This window comes from Candidatus Defluviilinea gracilis (assembly GCA_016716235.1).
GTDB lineage: Bacteria > Chloroflexota > Anaerolineae > Anaerolineales > Villigracilaceae > Defluviilinea > Defluviilinea gracilis.
Genome location: JADJWS010000003.1, coordinates 597,908 through 616,810, shown reverse-complemented (window position 1 = coordinate 616,810; position 18,903 = coordinate 597,908). Strand labels below are relative to the sequence as shown.

The 18,903-nt window shown below is 52.7% G+C and carries 18 protein-coding genes, 1 tRNA gene and 2 pseudogenes; 3 read left to right on the top strand and 18 right to left on the bottom strand.

Annotation, left to right across the window (positions count from 1 at the left end; all coding sequences use genetic code 11):
* From IPM31_16785 to IPM31_16775, 3 genes are all read right to left on the bottom strand, one after another.
* Positions 1–1,131, bottom strand: a 1,131-nt coding sequence (locus tag IPM31_16785) for a HAMP domain-containing protein (protein MBK9008631.1), incomplete at its 3' end; no start/stop codon positions are given.
* 5 nt (positions 1,132–1,136) lie between these two features.
* Positions 1,137–1,820: a response regulator transcription factor gene (locus IPM31_16780; GenBank protein MBK9008630.1), complete on the bottom strand. Its 684-nt coding sequence runs from the start codon at positions 1,818–1,820 to the stop codon at positions 1,137–1,139.
* 169 nt (positions 1,821–1,989) lie between these two features.
* Positions 1,990–3,078 (bottom strand): hypothetical protein, encoded by a 1,089-nt coding sequence (locus tag IPM31_16775; GenBank protein ID MBK9008629.1) that lies wholly within the window; start codon positions 3,076–3,078, stop codon positions 1,990–1,992.
* A 167-nt stretch (positions 3,079–3,245) separates the two neighbouring features.
* Here IPM31_16775 and IPM31_16770 point away from each other — a divergent pair, with 167 nt between their 5' ends.
* Positions 3,246–4,253: a rod shape-determining protein gene (locus IPM31_16770; protein MBK9008628.1), complete on the top strand. Its 1,008-nt coding sequence runs from the start codon at positions 3,246–3,248 to the stop codon at positions 4,251–4,253.
* Positions 4,254–4,423: 170 nt separating this feature from the next.
* Here IPM31_16770 and IPM31_16765 read toward each other — a convergent pair whose 3' ends face one another.
* From IPM31_16765 to IPM31_16715, 11 genes are all read right to left on the bottom strand, one after another.
* Complete coding sequence (locus IPM31_16765; protein MBK9008627.1) at positions 4,424–5,047, bottom strand: hypothetical protein; 624 nt, start codon at positions 5,045–5,047, stop codon at positions 4,424–4,426.
* Between the two features lie 660 nt (positions 5,048–5,707).
* Positions 5,708–6,100, bottom strand: coding sequence for a hypothetical protein (locus IPM31_16760; GenBank protein ID MBK9008626.1), 393 nt, complete (start codon positions 6,098–6,100; stop codon positions 5,708–5,710).
* A complete protein-coding gene (locus IPM31_16755) occupies positions 6,078–6,377 on the bottom strand; it encodes a hypothetical protein (GenBank protein MBK9008625.1) in 300 nt (99 codons plus the stop codon). The genes IPM31_16760 and IPM31_16755 overlap by 23 nt, the downstream gene beginning before the upstream one ends.
* A gap of 112 nt (positions 6,378–6,489) precedes the next feature.
* Positions 6,490–7,107, bottom strand: coding sequence for a redox-sensing transcriptional repressor Rex (locus IPM31_16750; protein ID MBK9008624.1), 618 nt, complete (start codon positions 7,105–7,107; stop codon positions 6,490–6,492).
* A gap of 197 nt (positions 7,108–7,304) precedes the next feature.
* Complete coding sequence (locus tag IPM31_16745) at positions 7,305–8,387, bottom strand: SH3 domain-containing protein (GenBank protein ID MBK9008623.1); 1,083 nt, start codon at positions 8,385–8,387, stop codon at positions 7,305–7,307.
* Positions 8,388–8,488: 101 nt separating this feature from the next.
* A tRNA-Arg gene (locus tag IPM31_16740) sits at positions 8,489–8,560 on the bottom strand.
* A 68-nt stretch (positions 8,561–8,628) separates the two neighbouring features.
* Positions 8,629–9,615: a PrsW family intramembrane metalloprotease gene (locus IPM31_16735; protein MBK9008622.1), complete on the bottom strand. Its 987-nt coding sequence runs from the start codon at positions 9,613–9,615 to the stop codon at positions 8,629–8,631.
* A gap of 18 nt (positions 9,616–9,633) precedes the next feature.
* Positions 9,634–10,266 (bottom strand): DUF2344 domain-containing protein, encoded by a 633-nt coding sequence (locus tag IPM31_16730; protein ID MBK9008621.1) that lies wholly within the window; start codon positions 10,264–10,266, stop codon positions 9,634–9,636.
* Positions 10,267–10,405: 139 nt separating this feature from the next.
* Positions 10,406–10,822, bottom strand: coding sequence for a hypothetical protein (locus tag IPM31_16725; GenBank protein ID MBK9008620.1), 417 nt, complete (start codon positions 10,820–10,822; stop codon positions 10,406–10,408).
* Between the two features lie 21 nt (positions 10,823–10,843).
* Positions 10,844–11,572 carry a GNAT family N-acetyltransferase gene (locus IPM31_16720; protein ID MBK9008619.1) on the bottom strand — a complete coding sequence of 243 codons (729 nt, stop codon included), beginning with the start codon at positions 11,570–11,572 and terminating at the stop codon, positions 10,844–10,846.
* Between the two features lie 194 nt (positions 11,573–11,766).
* Positions 11,767–13,683 (bottom strand): TIGR03960 family B12-binding radical SAM protein, encoded by a 1,917-nt coding sequence (locus IPM31_16715; GenBank protein ID MBK9008618.1) that lies wholly within the window; start codon positions 13,681–13,683, stop codon positions 11,767–11,769.
* Between the two features lie 234 nt (positions 13,684–13,917).
* Here IPM31_16715 and IPM31_16710 point away from each other — a divergent pair, with 234 nt between their 5' ends.
* Positions 13,918–14,568, top strand: coding sequence for a hypothetical protein (locus IPM31_16710; GenBank protein ID MBK9008617.1), 651 nt, complete (start codon positions 13,918–13,920; stop codon positions 14,566–14,568).
* Positions 14,569–14,804: 236 nt separating this feature from the next.
* On the opposite strand, the pseudogene IPM31_16705 reads toward IPM31_16710, so the two are convergent.
* Together IPM31_16705 and IPM31_16700 are read right to left on the bottom strand one after the other, a co-directional pair.
* A pseudogene (locus IPM31_16705) lies at positions 14,805–15,107 on the bottom strand (YjbQ family protein).
* A gap of 129 nt (positions 15,108–15,236) precedes the next feature.
* Positions 15,237–15,656, bottom strand: a complete 420-nt coding sequence (locus IPM31_16700; protein MBK9008616.1) for a YjbQ family protein — start codon at positions 15,654–15,656, stop codon at positions 15,237–15,239.
* A gap of 135 nt (positions 15,657–15,791) precedes the next feature.
* Between IPM31_16700 and IPM31_16695 the strand changes: the two are divergent.
* A pseudogene (locus tag IPM31_16695) lies at positions 15,792–16,380 on the top strand (ATP-binding protein).
* Between the two features lie 325 nt (positions 16,381–16,705).
* On the opposite strand, the gene IPM31_16690 reads toward IPM31_16695, so the two are convergent.
* Positions 16,706–17,230 carry a hypothetical protein gene (locus tag IPM31_16690; protein MBK9008615.1) on the bottom strand — a complete coding sequence of 175 codons (525 nt, stop codon included), beginning with the start codon at positions 17,228–17,230 and terminating at the stop codon, positions 16,706–16,708.
* A gap of 34 nt (positions 17,231–17,264) precedes the next feature.
* Positions 17,265–18,872: a polysaccharide deacetylase family protein gene (locus IPM31_16685; GenBank protein ID MBK9008614.1), complete on the bottom strand. Its 1,608-nt coding sequence runs from the start codon at positions 18,870–18,872 to the stop codon at positions 17,265–17,267.
* Between the last annotated feature and the right edge of the window lie 31 nt (positions 18,873–18,903).

Sequence of the window (18,903 nt, the reverse complement as noted above, 5' to 3'; positions counted from 1 at the left end):
GTCAACATGATCGCCTGCTTGATTCGCAGAAAGGACGATGCTCCCGCCTTCGGGCGTGTGGCGCAGGGCATTATCCAGAATATTGGTGAGGACTTGCGTTATCCGCGCGGGATCAACCTCAACGGTGGGAAGAGGCGAAGCAATATCCAGTTCAAGCGAGATATTTTTCTTTTGTGTTTCGAATTGATAAAGCGATGCCACTTCTTGAATCAATCGGTCTGGCTCAATGATCTGCAGATTGATGGTCAATTCGCCCGCGTCGGCAAGAGACAATGTCCGCAGATCGTTGACGAGGTGTTCAAGTCGCGCGGCTTCTTCGCGGATGATCTCGAAGTTTTCTTTTGTTGGAGGTAACACGCCGTCGTGCACTGCTTCCGCGTGCCCCAAGATCAAACTCAATGGCGTGCGGAGTTCGTGCGCGATGTCGGCGGTCATTTGTTTGCGGGCGTTGACCGAGCGCAACAGTTCCGCGCTCATTTTGTTGAAGGCTTTGGCAAGTTCACCCAGTTCATCGTGGGAACGGACCGTGACCTGTTGCGAAAGATCGCCCTCCGAAACCGCGTGTGTGGCTTGGGTCAGTTCGCGGATGGGACGCGTGATCGTGCGCGAGAGGAAAATGCCCAATCCTAACGCAAAGACTGCACCGATGAGCGCGCCGTAAAATAGCGTGGTATTGATCCGTTCGATGAATTCGAGTTCGCGCGGTTGACCTTGATACGGTGTGCTCATTGGGACGAAGATACCGATCACAGTTCCGTTTTCGGTCAGCCGGGTTCCCGCCGAAAGGTCAGAGGGTGAAAGTGTATCGCCGGGTCTGTATTTTCCGTTCGAGAGGATCACTACGCCGTTTGCATCTGCCAACGCAAAGGATTTTGCATGTGCGTGATTCGGGCCGGGTCCGTAGCCCGGTTTGGGTTGATTTGAAAAATAATCTATTTGCAACCCGTCCCATGAACCGTTCTCAAGGTGATAGTTCGAAAGCTCGCTGATCGTGTCCGTTTGTGATTGATCGTTGAGAAAGCGGATGAACTCGGCGCGCGTGTTCCATGTGGCTGTAACGGCGATGATGACGATGCTGAGGATGCCGATGCTGAGGAATGCCAGAATTAATTTCGAGGAGATGGAGCGCATAACACTTATTCTCTTTTGAATCGATAGCCAACACCGTACACGGTTTCGACATATTGCGGCGCGCGCGGATCGTTTTCTATTTTGCCGCGCAGGTTTTTGATATGCGTATCAATAGTGCGCTCGTAGCCTTCGTAACGGACTCCCTGGATGATGTCCAGCAGGTCGAGCCGTGAATAGACACGTCCGGGCGATGCCATCAGCGCGGTGAGGATGTCGAATTCAGAAGGAGTGAGGTCAACGAACTCTTCCCCTACTTTAACCGTGCGCGTGTCTCGGTCCAAGACGATATCTGCCGCCTTCAACACTTTGGCAGAAGGTTCTTTTTCTCCCGCGCGGCGTAACACAGCGCGGACGCGTGCCACCAATTCGCGCGGACGAAATGGCTTGGTCATGTAATCGTCCGCGCCGACTTCGAGGCCGACAACTTTTTCTTCATCGTCCACCCGGGCGGTGAGCAGGATGATCGGCGTATTGCTCTCGGCGCGGTGTTTGCGCATGAACTCGTAACCGTCCATTTCGGGCATCATCACATCAAGCACGATGAGATCGGGCTTGTCGCGGCGCGCGGCGGTCAGCGCTTCTTTTCCGTTGTGCGCGGTGGCAACGCGATAGCCTTCTTGCTTGAGGTAACTCTCTACCAGCGAGACCAACCGCTTTTCATCGTCTACAACGAGGATGGTTTTTGACATACGGTCAGTATACCAAGTTGCCGCGTTGCAGAGTTCACGTATGTTGGTGGAATTATGTGGAATTTGTGTGGGTTTGACAAACAAATTTTACTTGGACGCTGATGAACGCAGAAAACGCAGATTTTTCTTTTCAGGGTAAATCAACGTTTATCTGCGTCCCAATTTAATATTAACTCTTCGTTACTGTAGGAACTTCGCGCGGAGAAACCATGCCCCAGCGCGACGCGCCGAGGTACAAAATATCGAGGATGAGATCCTCATAGCGAATGCCTTCTGCTTTGGCTTGCAAGCACAAATCGCTGTAATCAGGCGTGAGCCCGGGCAGGGTGTTGATCTCGAGCAGGCGCGGGTTGCCCTCATCATCGAGGCGGATATCGGTACGCGATATATCCAACGCGCCGAGCAGTTGATGCGCGCGCAAGGCGAAATAGCGGAGTTTCTTTTCCAATTCGGGTTCCACCACCGCCGGGCAGAAATAACCGGGAGCGCCTTCTTCACCTACTTCTTTCGACTTGGAGGCATTGCTGTACACGTTCGGGGTAACGGAACGCGTCATATCCAATTCGAGGATGGGGAAACGGTGGAAGCCGTCTTTTTCATACCACTCAGGGTTGCGCGAGTAGAGTTTCGCATCGGCGCGCCCCAGGATGCCGACGGTGAATTCACGCCCAGGTAGAAAGACCTCCACCAGCGCAGGTTGCTGATAGGTGTTGATGATATATTGCGCCCGCTCGCGTAATTCCTTTTCTTTGGTGACGATGGCTTTTGTGTCCACGCCCATGCCGGTGCCTTCGCGCGCCGGTTTGACGAAGAGCGGATATTTTAATTCGGGTCGAAGTGGTTCGTCGCCGACGATGAACTCTTGAAACGGCGCGACGGGCAACCGCCGGTCGCGCCAGATGCGTTTTGTCAGGGTTTTATCGAGCGAGATGCCGTTGGTCAGCACGCGCGAGCCGGTATAGGGGATGCTCATCATTTCAAGCAGGGCTGGCACTTGCGCCTCGCGCGCGTCGCCGCCGAGTCCTTCGGCGATGTTGAAGCAGATATCCGGTTGGTGATCGCGCAACGCGAAGGGCAAGTCCCTGTCGGCTTGGATGAAGACCGTTTTGTGGCCGTCAGTTTCAATGGCGGCACGAAGCGAATCAATAGTTTCTATGTGGTCGAAATCTGAGAAGGCATCCGGTGGGACGCCCTCCGGCTTGGGCTGTGAATCATCCTTGATGTTGGCAAGAACGGCGACCTTCCAATAGCGCTTCATGAGGATTTGAATCTCCTTTTATTTGATTCAAAATTTTTCGAGCTAATGATAGCGCAATGCTGTCAGATGACAAGGGTTATGAAGTTTAAAACATTCTGCTAGACAATGAATTGTCTTTCAGGTATCATCGGTTCACTTCCAACGAAACGGGAAAGAGAAAAACACGAATGGCAATGTTTTCCAAAGACCTGGGTATCGACCTGGGAACGATGTTCACCCGCTTGGCTGATTCGACTCAGGTGCTGGCTCAGGAGCCGACCATCGTTGCGATCGAGGCGATTGAGCAGAAGATGGTGGCGGTGGGGCAGGAGGCGCGCGATATGTACGGCCGCGTGCCGGAGAGCATCGAAGTGGCGCGTCCCTTGAAGAACGGCGTGATCGCGGATTATGAAATCACCGAGACGCTTCTCTCGTACCTGCTTTCACGCGCTAGTGGAAGCATGCGCATCTTTCGCCCCCGCGTCATGATCTCCGTTCCCAACGGAGTCACCAGCGTGGAGCGGCGCGCAGTATACGAAGCTGTGCTGGAGGCTGGAAGCCGCGAGGCGTTTTTGATTCAACAACCGCTTGCGGCGGCGATCGGGGTGGACCTTCCGATTGGTTCGCCTTCGGGTAACATGGTGATCTGCCTCGGCGGCGGGTGCACTGAGGCGGCTGTGCTGGCGATGTATGGCATTGTCTCTGCGGAGACCCTGCGCTCCGGCGGTATGGATTTCGACGATGCCATCGTTAATTATGTGCGCAGGAAATATGGCGTGGTGATCGGGCAGGTGACCGCCGAACAACTTAAGACAAGGATCGGCGCGGCGGTTCCGCAGGATACCGAGAATAGCATGGAAGTGCAGGGACAGGACCAAGTGACCGGTTTGCCGCGCCCGGTCACGTTGACGACCGGCGAGATCGTCGAAGCGTTGCAAGACCCGCTCAAGGCAGTCGTCGAGACCGGTCGCCGCGTGTTGGAGAAGACTCCGCCCGAACTCGTATCGGACATCATCGATCGCGGTGTGGCGTTGTGCGGCGGCGGGGCGCTCTTGCGCGGTATCGATAAATTGCTGACGAAATCTTTGGGCATCCCCGCCTATTTGGTCGATACGCCGATGACGTGCGTCGTGGAGGGCACAGTGAAAGCGATCCCGATGTATAACATTTTACGGCGTAGTTTGCCGCAAGTCTGAAAAGTAATCAAGATTCCCTCTTAGATTTTATCTGAGGCACAGAGAAACGCTGGTTTGCGCTGAGGAACGCAAAATCAGCGTTTTTTCGTGGGCAGCCCAAGAAATAAACTCAACTAGTATTGATGCGTGTCAAATTTTTGATTCGAGTGGATTGCGCGTTATCCTTCATGTCACTGATTGGTTGAAAACATCAAAGCGATGAAGTAATCGCGCTCGCCGAGAAATCCATCGATGTCGATTTGCTGCCCCACTTCAACTTGAGAAGATTGGAAACCATATTGCCCCACGCTAAACCCGTCAACGGATGAATCGTCAGCGTTCAGGGGGATTGCGCCGTTCGGAGTATCCTGCCAGTGAGCAAAAATATCATTTTTCTGGACGGTTAAAGAGCTTGACAGTTTTACCACCGTGGTCCCTGTTTGGGCGGAGGGCGAGTCGTCGGATACGTGAATGCGATAGACGACCTTCCAGCCATCATCGTTGGGTCGCAGGATCAGCAAGTCGAATTGTTCGACGGCTTTGTCGCTGTCGTTGAGATACATGATCCCGTTAATAAATCCATCTGACGGCATGGAATATTCGTGCAGGAACAAGTGTCGCCTGGCGGACAAATCGCCTTTTGGCGACGATGGGACTTGCCCCCAAAAATTAAAACCAATTTGCCGAGTCTGCGCAGAGGGTTTAGACGGGGGCGGGTTGTCGTCTATGGATATTGTGATGCTACTACATGCAAGAGATAACACGATCAAGAAAGTGAAATATGTGAGAGGCGCTTTTCCTGCTGGGTAATCCATGAATTGTCCTTTTTTCCACCCCCCCGCGGGGGCCGGAAGGCCCCCGAAGCCCCAAAACCCCAACCCGGCCCGGGGACCCCCCCGCCCCGGGGGCCCCCCCCGGCCTCCCTGGGGGTTGGGCGGGGCGGAAAAAGCCCCCGAAATTAAACTTTTTTCCTTCCCCCCCCGGGGGCCCCCCCTCCCCCCAGGCCTCCCAAGGGCCCCCGGAAAAAGGAACCCCCCCCCCCCCGGTGGGGGCCTTTCCCCGCCCCCCCCCCGGGAGGACCGAACCCGGGCCCGCCGGGGGGAAAAGGCCCCCCCCGGGAAAAAGCCCCCCCCCCTCCCCGGGCCCCCCCATTTTGGGCGCTGCCCCCCTGCCCCCCCCCCCCCCCCCCCAGAATCCCCATCTGGGGGGAGGAAAAAAAACGGAAGGGGGAGCCGGCGGGGGGGTGCGGGCGAAAGCCGTCTCATATATTTCCCCAGCCCGCCCAATATGGGTTTAACAACATCCGTCGCGGGAAATTCCCACCAATCATTTGAGTCGGCTAACCGCTTTCGCAGCATCCGATTATGGACATGCCATGCGCCAAAATACCAATCAAAATCTCGCGCGCCCGTTGGAAGTTCGTTCATGATAAAAGAATCTCCTTGTGATAGCAGTCTACTTGTACCGTCAGTAAATTATGAGCCAGCGATTGTATCGCTGTGCGGGGCGAGGAAGGCTAATACAGCGGCAACAGCAAACAGCACCAAGACATCCCCATAGAGATGCCCCATGTTATTTATGCTGTCGAATGACTGCACAGCCATAATGCCTCCATGTACCACGCTTGACCACACGGTGAACCAAATAAGGCTTAGGTGTTTGAGCGGATCTCGAGCAGCAAGGATGAGAAATATTCCCAGCGTGGCGTAAATGCCGATGATCATCTCTAGATAATAGGAGCGTCCCTCAGCATGCCATGACCATCCGGATGGCCAAAGTTGAGTGAGAGGCCAAAGCCCAAAAGTAGCGACAAATCCAACAACCCACAGCGTGATGCGTAAGTACTTAATACGATTTGATTCGCTCATGTTTCTCTCCTTTGGCGGCTTCAATTTCAGTTTCGTTAATTTTCACGCCGCCTGCGGGTAGTTCCCATTCAGTTAAGCCAGTCGTATAGCGGGAAATACGGGCAAACACAATATTTCTCGAATCGTTTTCTACAATTGCTGCGACTGCGGCACGAGGAAAATCCAGAAGATGATATTTTTCAATCACAAGCCCATTTGGAAATTTCACCTTATCAAGATACAGGTTTACCCAGGGACTTTCATAAACGGGAATTCTCGATAATCGCTCTGGTTGCATGTGCCGTTTAAAAATTTCCTTATAAATTGGAAGGGGTTGCCTAACTAGGGGTTATACCGCCGCCGCATAATACGCCACGTGGCAGATTAGACGGCGTCAGATTAATTCATCTCTACAGATAATACGTCATCCTCTGCAAATGCGTGACCGGGTCCACATACTGCACCTTCACATCCTCTGGCACATTGATACTGATCGGGGCGTAGTTGAGGATGGCTTTGATGCCCGCCTTCACGAGTTGGTCTGCGGCTTCCTGCGCCGAAGAGGCGGGCACGCACAGCATCGCCACTTTGATCTTTTGGCTTCTGATCTTCTCTGCCAGATTCGCCGAATCGAGCACCTCGAAATCCCCCACTTTGCGGCCGATTTTCTTAGGATCGTTATCGAACACCATGCTCACATGAAAGCCGCGTTTGTTGAATTCTTCGTAATGCGCCAGCGCGTGACCGATGTCGCCCATGCCCACGATGATCACATCCCAAACGCGATCCATTTTGAGGATGCTTCGCAATTTTTCCATCAGGTAAGAGATCGAATACCCCGTCCCTTGTTTGCCGAACTCGCCGAATTGTGAAATATCCTTGCGGATCTGCGCGGCAGAAATGCCCACGATAGCCCCCAAATCCTGCGACGAAGTGGTTTGAATCCCCTGATCAGACAGCCGTTGTAACGCCCTCAAATAAATGGGCAACCGCCCGATGATAATATCCGGTATCCTCTCAGTAGCCATGCAGGACATCCCTCGTTGAGTGTAAAGTTATCTGACTCGAATTGTAGAGCACTGACCCACGCGGAAAAACGCAGAGATACGCTTTTGAATCAACGTTTTCAGCGTCCAAAAAACTGCCTGAATGTTTGTTCGATTAACTCTACCATAAAAGGTTTCTTAGTACAAACTGGCACAATCAAAATGCAATAAAACAAAGGTCATGGGATCGCCTCCACCTTCAACGTGTATTTTGTATACTCCAACCCCCCGGTAGGCGACGAAACGAAATGCACCGCATACACCCCGCCCGGGTCGCTGAGGAACAAAATGATCTTCCCGCACACAAGCGACTCCACCACCGAATAGTTCAACAGCAACTCCGCAATATACGAGCCGCTCCCCGCGCACTCCAACTCCAATTTCGTATTCACCGAAAAAGTCTTGAACTGAATCCAATCCTCCGCGTCGCCGATGGGGGAGGAGACATCGCTCGAATACTGAAACGAACTCGCCCCAGCCGAGGTCAATGTGATATTCACCGCGGGCGCCACCGCCGAATCATGATCCGGCGCGGCAGGCGCAACCGTTGGCAAAGCCGGGCTGGCGGTATTTTCCGGGGTGCCGGTGCCGATCACCAGCCCCGTGTCTGTCACGATCGGGAGCGAATCTACACGAGTTGCCTGAACGAACGCCGCATTCACCCAACCCAATCCGTCTGGTCCCGCCGCAAAGACGATCTGCAACCATGCTCCACTCGCATCCTTGCCCGTCAGCGTGACCACATCCCGCGCGTTCAACGTGCCGATGGAATTGAAACTCGTGCCGGGTCCGCTGCGCACATTGAGTTGCTGTTGGATGATCGCCACATGATCGCCGTTCGGATTCACCCCCGCGCCTCCCACCACAGGGACAGTTGGCTCGCCCGTGGTGACGATGAACTCCGCCGTTACCCAGCCTTTCCCCTCCGTCGCCTGCGGGTACTTGATCTGCCACCAATTCCCGCCGGGGTCTTTGCCGATGATCTCCACGTTCGTGTTTGCCGGGATGATGCCAACCACTTCGCCCGCCGTAGACGGTTCGACGCGCACATTCACCTGTGTGGATGTTGTCCCCGCCGCCGGAGCAACTGTACTCGTGGGAAGAGGCGGAAGCGGCGTTTCGCTGGGCTTCGAGGTCGGCGAGGCCGGTAACGTCGACGTGACGACCAACGCGGTTGGCGTGTCCGCTTCGATCACATCCACAGAAAAACTGCACCCCGCGCAAAAGATCGCCAGCCAACAGATCGAAATAAACTTTTTCATTGCGCTTGAATTGTAATGCAAAATAAAATCAGTTTCGTTGGGCGGGATGCCATCCCGCCCAACTGATCAAAACGAAAACCGCCTCGCGGCGGTCTTTTGTGCGCCCCCGCGCAGACTCGAACTGCGCTCTTCGGCTCCGGAGGCCGACACTCTGTCCACTGAGCTACGGGGGCGGGTTAAAAATTTTATCACAAGCGAACGATGCCGCCGCAGGTGAACTGCGGCGGCATCGTGTGATTGGTCACGCCTTCGCCAACGGAGCCAGCCGCGTTAACTCGGTACGATAGCCGTTAATGATCTCTGTGTTGTTTGTTTCTTCGCCTACCCTGACGCGTTGCTCTTTTTTGTGCGCCAGCTCGCCCAATACTTGATAAAAACGCTTTGTAGGACCGAAACTCCCCGAGGTGAGCGCCGAAATATGCGCGTTGAACTGAAAGAACGAAATGGCGGTCTGATATTGCTGCTGCGAGATCGTCCCGCTGTTCACTTCCTCTACCAACTGCCGCTTCAAAATGTTGCGCTCATGGATGATCATCCAGATGATGAACGCCGTCATGAAAAAGTAGCCGAAATAATCGGCGAGGATGCCGAGGAAGAACCCACCCTCACCGCCGACGAGCGAGCCGAAGGTATTGTGGAACGAGTGGGTGAGCACGGCAACCACATAACCCGCCGGCACCGCGATGATCTTTACCAGCATGTTTCTGCTCATGCGCGCCACGGCGAAGCCGATACCGGTGAACGCCGTAAAGAACGGATGCATCCAGCCCACCAAGACCACCCGAACTACCACGAGAATCCAGAAACCTTCCCAGCCGCCTTGCTGAAAACCGTTGCGGTAAATGTACAACACGTTTTCGATCGCGGCAAACCCCATGGCGGTGATCGCGCCGTAGACGACGCCATCCAGGATCGAATCGAACTCCTTACGGAAAAGCAGGAAGACCACGCCCACCGCCAGCCCTTTCAACGCTTCCTCGATAATCGGCGCAACGATGGAGGTTGTGCCGAAGTCTGCCGCGCTTTCCGAACCCGTCAGCACATAGATGCCGATACCGAACACCGTGTTCAAAATATACGCGCCGCCCCCGGCGATCACCACGCCCCACACGAACGCCGCGCCGAGCAATAGCTTCGGCTCTTTTTCATAACGATCCAGCCAGTTCACGAATGCCGCGAACACAAACATCGGCACAAAACCAAAGAAAAACGCTCCAAGTAATGCCATCTCTCCTCCAATTAATTTTTATGTCACTCTGAGCGAAGAGTCTCGAAATATCAACTGTGTCCGCTCGATCTTCGTCTCATCGAACGCGATGCCCAACACATCTAACACCTCTTCGGGTCTCCCCGTTGCGCCTTCGCGCGCCGCCAATTTCATCACGATTGTATCATCCATCGCTTCCATCCACTCGATCAACGGACGCAAGTCATACTTCTTTCCGCGACGTTCTCGGAGGATGGATTCGGATTCCAAAACGGACTCAACCCTGCGCTTCAGATCGGACCCTCCGCCTGCCTCTGCCAATTTGACTTGATACTCCGCCGAAGCGACCTGCGTCTGCAAGGCTGGTTCGCGCTCGTCAACTTGCTCAACGCCTGACACTCGAACCCCTGGCGGCAGGGTCGCGTTCAATTTCGCAGGTAAGCCGTCCAACTCAACGTCGCGTTCGAGACGCATGTCTAACATCTCGCACGTGGACGAAAACCCCAACGGCAACGCCGCCGCGAGACTCATCTTCGGCTGTGGGTGAAATCCCTGCGAATACGCCAGCGGAAGTTCGGCGCGGCGGGCGGCGCGTTCCCACAACTTGTGCAAGTCGAGATGCCCCGTGTAGCGAAGCGGTCCCTGTTTGGAAAATGTGATTCGTATCCGCATGATGTTTGTATAGCGAGATAATATCTCGCTCTACTTGGCATTCACCGCGTGTGTTTTGAGCCACTGACGAATGTCCCTCAGGTGCTCACGGTAATGTTTGAACGTGTTGTTGGCGATGCGGTCGAAGAGATTATGCTCATCAATCAACTTCTGCGGCATTGTTTCGAGCATCGTAACGATGGATGAAAACGCCTTGAATCTCTTGCGCGACAACATCCTCCAGCGAAACATTTTTATATTTTTCCACCACCCACGCATTTGGCGCGTCGTCATCCAGCAGGGGAGAGCCGAAATCGGGATAGCCGAACTCCTCGAGGAAAGCATCCAACGCGGATTGTGTCTTGCAAGGCGTGTACTCTTGTCCATGCAAAATTTCGTTCATACGATCCGCGATATACAGTTCGTAAGCCAGGATGTGCGCGAGAATATCCTTGATAGACCATTTCTCTGTTACGCCCTTCAACGTCATGCGGCGCGAGTAGCCGACGCGGTTCAAGGTCAACTCGAACTTGTCGCGTTCGCGCATTAATTTGTCAATGAATTGTTTCTTTATCATGGCAGGTAACGCCGAATCCTATCACACCTGGAGTTCTTTTTTGTAAATGTGATATTGCTGGACGATCTTCATCCCCACGCTTTCATACAGCCTCGGCGCATTGGTCAGGCTCTTTGAGTCCACGCTCAATTTTACAGTCTTGAGTCCTCGTTTGTAGAATTCACCAAAGGAATATAGCAACAAGGCTTTGCCGATTCCCTTGTTGCGCCACTCGCGTCGCACGCTCAAATGGTCAACCCAGGCGACGCTACCTTCCAGATCGTGTACGTTGAGTGCGACGCCAACGACATCATTTCCAGCGCAGGCAAGGAACCAGATGCTTGGGTCGAAATCTTCGCGATCCAAGCCCATGCGTTTGACCCAACCTTCATAGCTAAGCGGAGAGTGATAGCCCTTATCTTTCCCTGCTTCCTCGTCGGTCTGGTACGTGACTTGTTCGTCCAAGCCGCGTTCAAACGTTCGGACGCGAATCCCCTCCGCCCAACGTGCAGGCGCAGGTCGTTCGCTCAACGATGATTCCATGATGAGAAAAGAAAGATTCGAGTGATATCCCTTTGATGCGAAGAGTTGCAGAAGCGGCTGGTTCTTTTCACTGATTTGTGTAATGAGCTGAAATGTTTCTTTGGCGCGTGAAGCGGCTTTCTTTTCAAGCAATGACAGGAGTTGGAAAACCGAGGTCAATGTTATTTCGATCTGCCAGATAAATAAAAGGCGAAGGTCGCCATCGCGCAGTTCCGCATAACCTGCCAACTGTCCTCTGAAAATGCGGTGATGGTATCGTTCTCAAGATCGAATTTGCTCCATCTCTTTTGCAAGTCGTCCAGCGAGATCATCGCGGAGCCAAAGTCGATCGTCCTTTGTGTCGAAACAAGATCGAATACTGCTTCAATGTCACTGGTTCTTGCAGGGCGTACGGAATATTTATTCATCGAAAAACGTACGCGTTAATCCCCGACCATTGGTAAACTGTTCACTGCTAACTGATCACTTGCAACTGCCTCACTGATCACTTTCCGCGAAGGCGACTTCACCTCCGGGCACTTCCACACATCGCCGGGATTCTCGCGTCGCATTTGCGCGAACGTCGGCAGGATGCCGCAGGCGAAACAATCGAAGCGGCAATCCACGCGGATCTGCCCCTCGAGCGATTGACGGAAATCTTGGAATAAAAAGTTTTTGCGAACAGCGGCAGTGATGTGTTCCCACGGGAAGACCTCGTCCGTTCGGCGTTGGCGGTGCGTGTAAAACATTGGGTCGAGTCCGTGTCCCTCAAAGGCGGCGATCCACGCGTCGTATTTTCGTCCCTCCTGCCACGCGTCGAATTTCGAGCCGTTCTTCCATGCGGAGTAAACGACCTCCGCCATTTTTCTGTCGCCGCGTGAGAGCCACGCTTCGAGGAACGAATCTTCCGCGTCGGTGAGACTCAGTTTGATGCTTCGATCGCGTCCCAGTTCGCGGCGAAGCAATGCCTGCTTGGCGCGGATCTGTTCAGGCGTGTCGCATGAAACCCACTGGAACGGTGTCTGCGATTTTGGCACGAACGTGCTGACGCCCGCGTTCAACTTGACGCGCATCCCCGCCACTTTGCGTCCCTCGGCGATGACGCGCTTGCACAAATCCGCAATTGCCTGAACATCCTCAAGCGTTTCGCTCGGATGACCGATCATGAAATACAGCTTGATCGTCGTCCAGCCGCGCGAGTAAATTTCGCGCGTGGTGTTGATGATATCTTCATCGGGAATATATTTGTTGATGATGCGCCGCATCCGTTCGGTGGCGGCTTCGGGAGCGAGCGTGAATCCGCCCGAGCGTTTGTCCCTGAGTTTTTCCATCAGGTCAATCGAGACCGATTCGATTCGCAATGATGGCAACGAAACTTTGAGATGCGTGCCGCCGAATTTTTCTCCGACCTTCGTGACCAACTCCAACACGTTGGTGTAATCGGACGAAGACAACGACAACAGCGCGATCTCCTCAAAGCCGCTGGATTTGACCGCTGCCTCGAGCGCCTCGACCACTTCATCTACGGGTCTTTCGCGGACGGGGCGGGTGATCATCCCTGCGTGACAGAATCGGCACCCGCGCGTGCATCCGCGCATGATCTCCACTGACACGCGGTTGTGGACGATGTCAATGTTTGGGACGATGAACTTCGTCGGCGGCGGAGGCAGTTTGGCAACAACGCGCTTGGTGACAACTTTTGAAATTTCGGGAATCGTCGGCTCGATGTGCGAAACGGTGCCATCTTCGAGATAATTGGCTTCGTAGAAGGTGGGGACGTAGACGCCGGGGATTCGCGCGAGTAAGCGAAGTAATTCGTTGCGGTCAAATGTCGAAAGTCGAAGGTCGCTTGCGACTTGTGACGTTTGACCTTTGACTCTCTGAATTACGTTGATGATGTCGTGTATCACCTCTTCCCCCTCGCCGATCACGAACGCATCAATGAACGCGTGCATGGGTTCGGGGTTCATGGTGGAATGTCCACCGGCGATGATGATGGGGTGGGTCTCGTCGCGGTCTGCGGAGCGGACAGGGATGCCGGCTAAGTCGAGGATGTTGAGCGCGTTGGTGTAGAGAGTCTCATAAGGGAGGGTAAAGCCGATGAGGTCGAAGCAGGCTAAAGGTCGTTTTGATTCGAGCGCGTACAGCGGAATCCCGTGCTCGCGCATGAGCGCTTCCATATCCAGCCACGGAGCGTAGGCGCGTTCGGCGAGCGCGTCGTCGCGTTGATTCACTTGGTCGTAGAGGATCTTGAGTCCCACGTTCGAAACGCCGATGTCGTAAATGTCGGGGAAGACGAACGCGACCCGGGTCTGAAACCGAGTCCCACCTTGAGCGTGTGTTGAGTTCGCCGCCCACATAGCGACCGGGCTTTTGCACTCTCAACAGGACGCGATCCAGTTTGTTTTCGATCTGGTCGGGCGTGAGCATGGTGAAAATTATATCAGAGCCTCATGGGTACTTTGGGGGATGATGCCTCGCGACAAGAAGCCACCAAACTATCGAAAATGAAAAGTAGAAATCGAATTGAGCCGTGTACACATACCTGACACCGGGCTAAGATTGTTTAACTATCCAAAAAGGAGTGAAAGAAAATGAAGAGACTTTTATTTATCTTGTTGGCGGTCGCGCTTACCGCGTGCGCCGCGCCGGCGACTCCCACTGCCCAGCCGGTGGCGCCCGAGCCCGTCGTTGTGACTGTGGTGGTCGAACCGACTCAAGCCCCGCAAGAGCCGCAGCAACCGGTGGTTGTCACAGTGGTGGTTGAGGCTTCGCCTGTGCCCGCGCAACCGACCGCCATTCCGCCCACGCAAGCGCCTGTTGTTGTCGCGCCCACCACTGCGGCTACCGGCGGCGCCATCGTGGTGGATGACTTGCTGGGCAAAGGTGTGTTCAACAACATTTCGGTATCGGGCAATGAATTCTCACTGCGTTGCGTAACGCGCGAACTGACCTTTACGGCAACCGCCAAATTGATCGATATCACAGATGCCGAACTCTTCTATCGGATAAGAGATTACCCGCAAGCGCTCTATGATTCTCCATGGAGAACCGCAGGCAAGATGGATGAAGTCAGCCCGGGCGTGTTCTCGATGGTGCTTACCGGTGAAATGGTTAACCCCGATTCACGGCAAGACCCGGGTTGGTTTGATTTCCAGATCGTCGGCTTGAACAAAGGCGGCGGTAGGGTAGACGCAACCCAAAAGATCGAGCAATTGATCGTCTATCGGATCAACTGCCCGTAGAAAGTAACCGTCCCGAAGGACTCAAATCCTTCGGGACGATTTTTTTGCCTCACTTCGACAAATCTCAGTGCGGCGCATTCGCAGGGACGGTTGATTCAGTTTCCTGCAAGTTTCTCGCCTCGTCATGCCCGCACGGGGATGAACCCCCGTGCTATTCATACAAAGCCCGCTGAAGCGGACTAAACCCAAAACGATTTTCCTTAGTGCCTCTTTGTGCCCTTCGTGGTGAGAGTGCTTTATTCCCCAATTATTTTCACAAGCACGCGCTTCTTTCGCCTCCCATCGAACTCGCCATAAAAAATTTGTTCCCACGGACCGAAATCTAACTTGCCGTTTGTGATCGCGACGACAACTTCGCGTCCCATGATCTGACGTTTGAGGTGAGAGTCCGCGTTGTCTTCGCCTGTGTCGTTGTGACGGTATTGACTCACAGGTTCATGTGGCGCGAGTTTCTCGAGCCATTGTTCGTAATCGTGATGCAAGCCTGTTTCATCGTCGTTGATGAAAACGGATGCGGAGATGTGCATGGCATTCACAAGTCTGTCACACTTACCACTTTGAGATTTCACCAAACTTAGTTCAACTCCTGTCGAAAACAAAATCAAAACCTACCAATTGATTTGAAAGCATCAAAGAGAGTCCTCTTGGAAAAAAACCGAGAGGACTTTTTATTCACCGATGATTTTCACCAAAACTCGTTTTCGCCGTCGACCATCAAATTCACCGTAGAAAATCTGTTCCCAAGGACCAAGGTCAAGTTTACCATCTGTCACAGCAACGACTACCTCCCGCCCCATGATCTGGCGCTTCATGTGTGCATCGGCATTGTCTTCACCGGTATCGTTATGACGGTACTGGCTGACAGGTTCATGCGGAGCCAGTTTTTCCAGCCACTTTTCATAGTCTTGGTGCAAGCCTGATTCGTCGTCATTGATGAACACTGACGCCGTTATATGCATGGCAGAAACCAGAATAAGGCCTTCCAAGATTCCACTTTCATGCAGGCAGGTTTCTACTTGCGGAGTTATGTTTACAAAGCCGCGGCGGGTGGGGATGTTGAACCAAAGTTCTTTACGATGGGATTTCATATTTATCTTGTTCAGAATTTTTTTACTGTTAAGATTCTACTTGACTCTTAAGTATTGGCATAGCTGTATTTACTTGGAGTATATAGCAATGAGATCTTTTTACATGCGATTAGTAAGATAAACGAGATCGCGTATATGGGGAATACATGTGATCCTGTTGGTTCGGCATTTCGCACGGCGGTTTATCATCACGTGTGTGGGGGAATACTGTCTAGGTCGTATATCCAACCACACCCGTGCGGCTACTACGGCGATTCACAAAAACCATGCACGTGAGCAACTGCGCTGGTGACCAAATACCAAAAACGAATATCGGGTCCACTGCTCGATAGAATTGACACGGCGCAGCCGCATCGAAGTCCCGCGCGTGGATTATGAAAAGCTGAGCGGAGATCGAATTGGCGAATCAAGCGAAGCCATCCGCGCGCGCGTGCAAGCCGCAAGAAACATTCAACAAAAGCGGTTTGCCAATTCGCAATCCGATATTATCTGCAACGCCGATATGCGCGTGGGGGAGATACGTCAGTTTTGCCAGTTGCAGGATGAAGGTCAGAGCCTGATGCGTGCGGCAATGAGCCAGATGAACCTGTCGGCGCGAGCGTATCATCGCATCCTGAAACTCGCGCGCACAATCGCTGATCTGGCAGGGAGCGAAGAGATTCAATCCGCGCATTTGGCGGAGGCGTTGCAGTACCGTCCGAAGTTGATGATGGGGACGATGTGATGGGGGTAAGTTAAGATTATGTATGGTGTCCTTGAAGCACGCGCTCTGGGACTGAAATTGCCAGCGCCGATGGTATCGAACGTATCACCCCAAGGAGTGTAGCGCGCGGAGAGGGTAATGTCACCGCTCAGATCAGACAGTTGGCGCGGGGTGTTTGTTCCATCGGGCAGGGAGTAACTCCATGCGCTTGTCTTTTCTCCAATCGCGCCGAGACCATAGAGGTAGAAGGTGGTGTTGTTATTTGAGGTTGCTGTCAAAGGTCTGTCACCATCCAGCACATACGCGGCGATTACGCCTGCGGCGTCCATGCTCAGGCAATGACTACTTATCTAATATTGAAATCCGTAAACAGGACCTCTTTGTAAGCTTCGCCTTTCGTAGTAATGACAAGATGACTTATATACCCATAATCCGAATCGAATTCTATAGAGGATATTTCGTAGGATAAACTGTTCTCTAAAATATCCTCTACAAACTCAAATTGATTCGAAATTGTGTATCTTTCATAATCACTGCACTCTGGATTCTGAATAGACTGGTTCTCGGGCAATTCAATAGTAACTGGTGTAACCAATTCTTGGATTGAAAATAATTTGTTATCCATGACAACTAAAGTTGCAATCATCTGGCACGGTGGAGGCAAAATGGAAGAAAATACATCAACAGTAATATTGTAATTTACGACTCCTCCAGTATTCCATTTCTCGCGTGCGTCGTTGTAGGAATCACGAATGGAATCGGGAGATGTACTTGTTTTCGTAATAGTTGTCGTTGGATAAACTGCACTACATGATGAGTTTATCACCAAAAACAATGTTGCCAATATTGATGTAAAGATTTTGATTTTCATATTTGACTGCCTAAGTCTAAACGCGGCATTCATGCTACCAAGAAATGGGGGTTATTGTGCCTGGGCTATCGCACGGCCTTGGCAGTATTCCGAAACTATAATGTCGTTCTTGAAATCCTAGTATCAGTCGTTCTAGAGCCGGGGGATCAACCGGATGAATAGAATGGATCAATACAATTGGTTGAGGGTGTCCCGTCGCATCAATAGAAATACCCTGAGTATAGATTCGTCCGTCTTCGCCGATTGGAATGGAGTTAGTAAATACTCCCTTGAAAACATTATCTGCAACTACCTGAGGATCGCCGTTAGGAAGATAATAGTCGAAGGTATCGTGAGACCAATTGTAATTGTAGAATTGTGATATGTTGGCAGTTGTAGCGGCACCACCTGGTGCGCGGAACAAATTGATTTTGCTTCCAGTCAAATTCTCTAGAAGCTGTTGCGTATCATATATTTCTTTGGTTTGTTGCTCTGTGGAAAGATTATTCCAAAATGGAGCAGGAGCTGGTCCATTTGGATGAGACCAAGAATGGACACCTATGGCATGTCCTTCTTGTTTGATACGTTGAACTTCACCAGGATATTGTTCTATATTTTTACCCACCAAGAAAAATGTAGCTTTGACTTGGTATTTGGCAAGCACGTCTAACACAGCACCCGTATAAGAACCTGGGCCGTCATCAATAGTAATATAGGCAATTCCTCCTTGTCCTGGTGGGAATATTTGTGGACAGCTGTATGTAGGTGTCGGCGTCGGCGATGGAGGCGCAGCTGGGCTCGGTGTTTGTGATGGAATCGGAGAAGGAGTCGGCATTGACGGTGGTATTGTTGGCGAGGGAACAGGAGTTGGCGCGGGAGAGCAAGCCGCAATGGTCATTCCCACGCTTCCAAGCACTACTAACAACACCAGGAATGTTCCATCCTTGCATCCTTTCTTCTTTCTTCCGAATACCAGTGCAATCAGCCCCAGTGGACCAACAATCGCTCCTATAGGATTCCAAGGCACATAAGGGTTCGTACTTTCAGGATTTACATCGCGCGTCAGGAATCTGCCAGTGGACGGATCATAATACTGCCCATTGCCAACATACAGCAATCCTGTAGTAGCATCCAGCACGCCGCCGAGGTAGCCGAAGGTGAAACCGCCAGTGCCGAATGTATCAAGCGTGTCACCCCAAGGAGTGTAGCGCGCCGAGAGGGTAATCTCCCCGCTCAGACTAGACAGTTGACGCGGGGTGTTTGTTCCATCGGGCAGGGAGTAACTCCACGCGCTGGTTTCTTCGCCAATTGCGCCGAGACCATACAAGTAAAAAGTGGTGTTGCCGTTGGATTCGGCGGTGAGAGGACGATCACCGTCAAGCACATACGTGGCGATCACGCCTGCCGCGTCCATGCTCAGGCGTTGACCGAGTCCGTTGTAGGATAAACTGGTCACTGATAACTGATCACTGACTTGCACTAACCGATTCGCAGAATCATATGTGTATGTCTTCATACCATCAGAAATTAAACTACCATTGGCGTCATATGTATATTGCCAAGTAGTACTGCCTTGTTGCGCGGTGTTGAGTTGGTTCGCTTCGTCGTAGGTGTAGGTCGTGATAATCGTGCCGGGACCGAGGTTTTGTTGCAGTTCAAGCACGTTGCCCAAGGCGTCGTAGGTGTATGCGAAG

Excerpts from the sequence above, each read along its gene's own strand:
- IPM31_16770 (MBK9008628.1), top strand. The coding sequence starts at position 3,246 with ATGGCAATGTTTTCCAAAGACCTGGGTATCGACCTGGGAACGATGTTC.
- IPM31_16690 (MBK9008615.1), bottom strand. The coding sequence starts at position 17,230 with ATGAAAATCAAAATCTTTACATCAATATTGGCAACATTGTTTTTGGTG.
- IPM31_16775 (MBK9008629.1), bottom strand. The coding sequence starts at position 3,078 with ATGAAGCGCTATTGGAAGGTCGCCGTTCTTGCCAACATCAAGGATGAT.
- IPM31_16710 (MBK9008617.1), top strand. The coding sequence starts at position 13,918 with ATGAAGAGACTTTTATTTATCTTGTTGGCGGTCGCGCTTACCGCGTGC.
- IPM31_16780 (MBK9008630.1), bottom strand. The coding sequence starts at position 1,820 with ATGTCAAAAACCATCCTCGTTGTAGACGATGAAAAGCGGTTGGTCTCG.
- IPM31_16730 (MBK9008621.1), bottom strand. The coding sequence starts at position 10,266 with ATGCGGATACGAATCACATTTTCCAAACAGGGACCGCTTCGCTACACG.
- IPM31_16755 (MBK9008625.1), bottom strand. The coding sequence starts at position 6,377 with ATGCAACCAGAGCGATTATCGAGAATTCCCGTTTATGAAAGTCCCTGG.
- IPM31_16745 (MBK9008623.1), bottom strand. The coding sequence starts at position 8,387 with ATGAAAAAGTTTATTTCGATCTGTTGGCTGGCGATCTTTTGCGCGGGG.
- IPM31_16700 (MBK9008616.1), bottom strand. The coding sequence starts at position 15,656 with ATGAAATCCCATCGTAAAGAACTTTGGTTCAACATCCCCACCCGCCGC.
- IPM31_16765 (MBK9008627.1), bottom strand. The coding sequence starts at position 5,047 with ATGGATTACCCAGCAGGAAAAGCGCCTCTCACATATTTCACTTTCTTG.
- IPM31_16715 (MBK9008618.1), bottom strand. The coding sequence starts at position 13,683 with ATGTGGGCGGCGAACTCAACACACGCTCAAGGTGGGACTCGGTTTCAG.
- IPM31_16750 (MBK9008624.1), bottom strand. The coding sequence starts at position 7,107 with ATGGCTACTGAGAGGATACCGGATATTATCATCGGGCGGTTGCCCATT.
- IPM31_16760 (MBK9008626.1), bottom strand. The coding sequence starts at position 6,100 with ATGAGCGAATCAAATCGTATTAAGTACTTACGCATCACGCTGTGGGTT.
- IPM31_16735 (MBK9008622.1), bottom strand. The coding sequence starts at position 9,615 with ATGGCATTACTTGGAGCGTTTTTCTTTGGTTTTGTGCCGATGTTTGTG.
- IPM31_16725 (MBK9008620.1), bottom strand. The coding sequence starts at position 10,822 with ATGATAAAGAAACAATTCATTGACAAATTAATGCGCGAACGCGACAAG.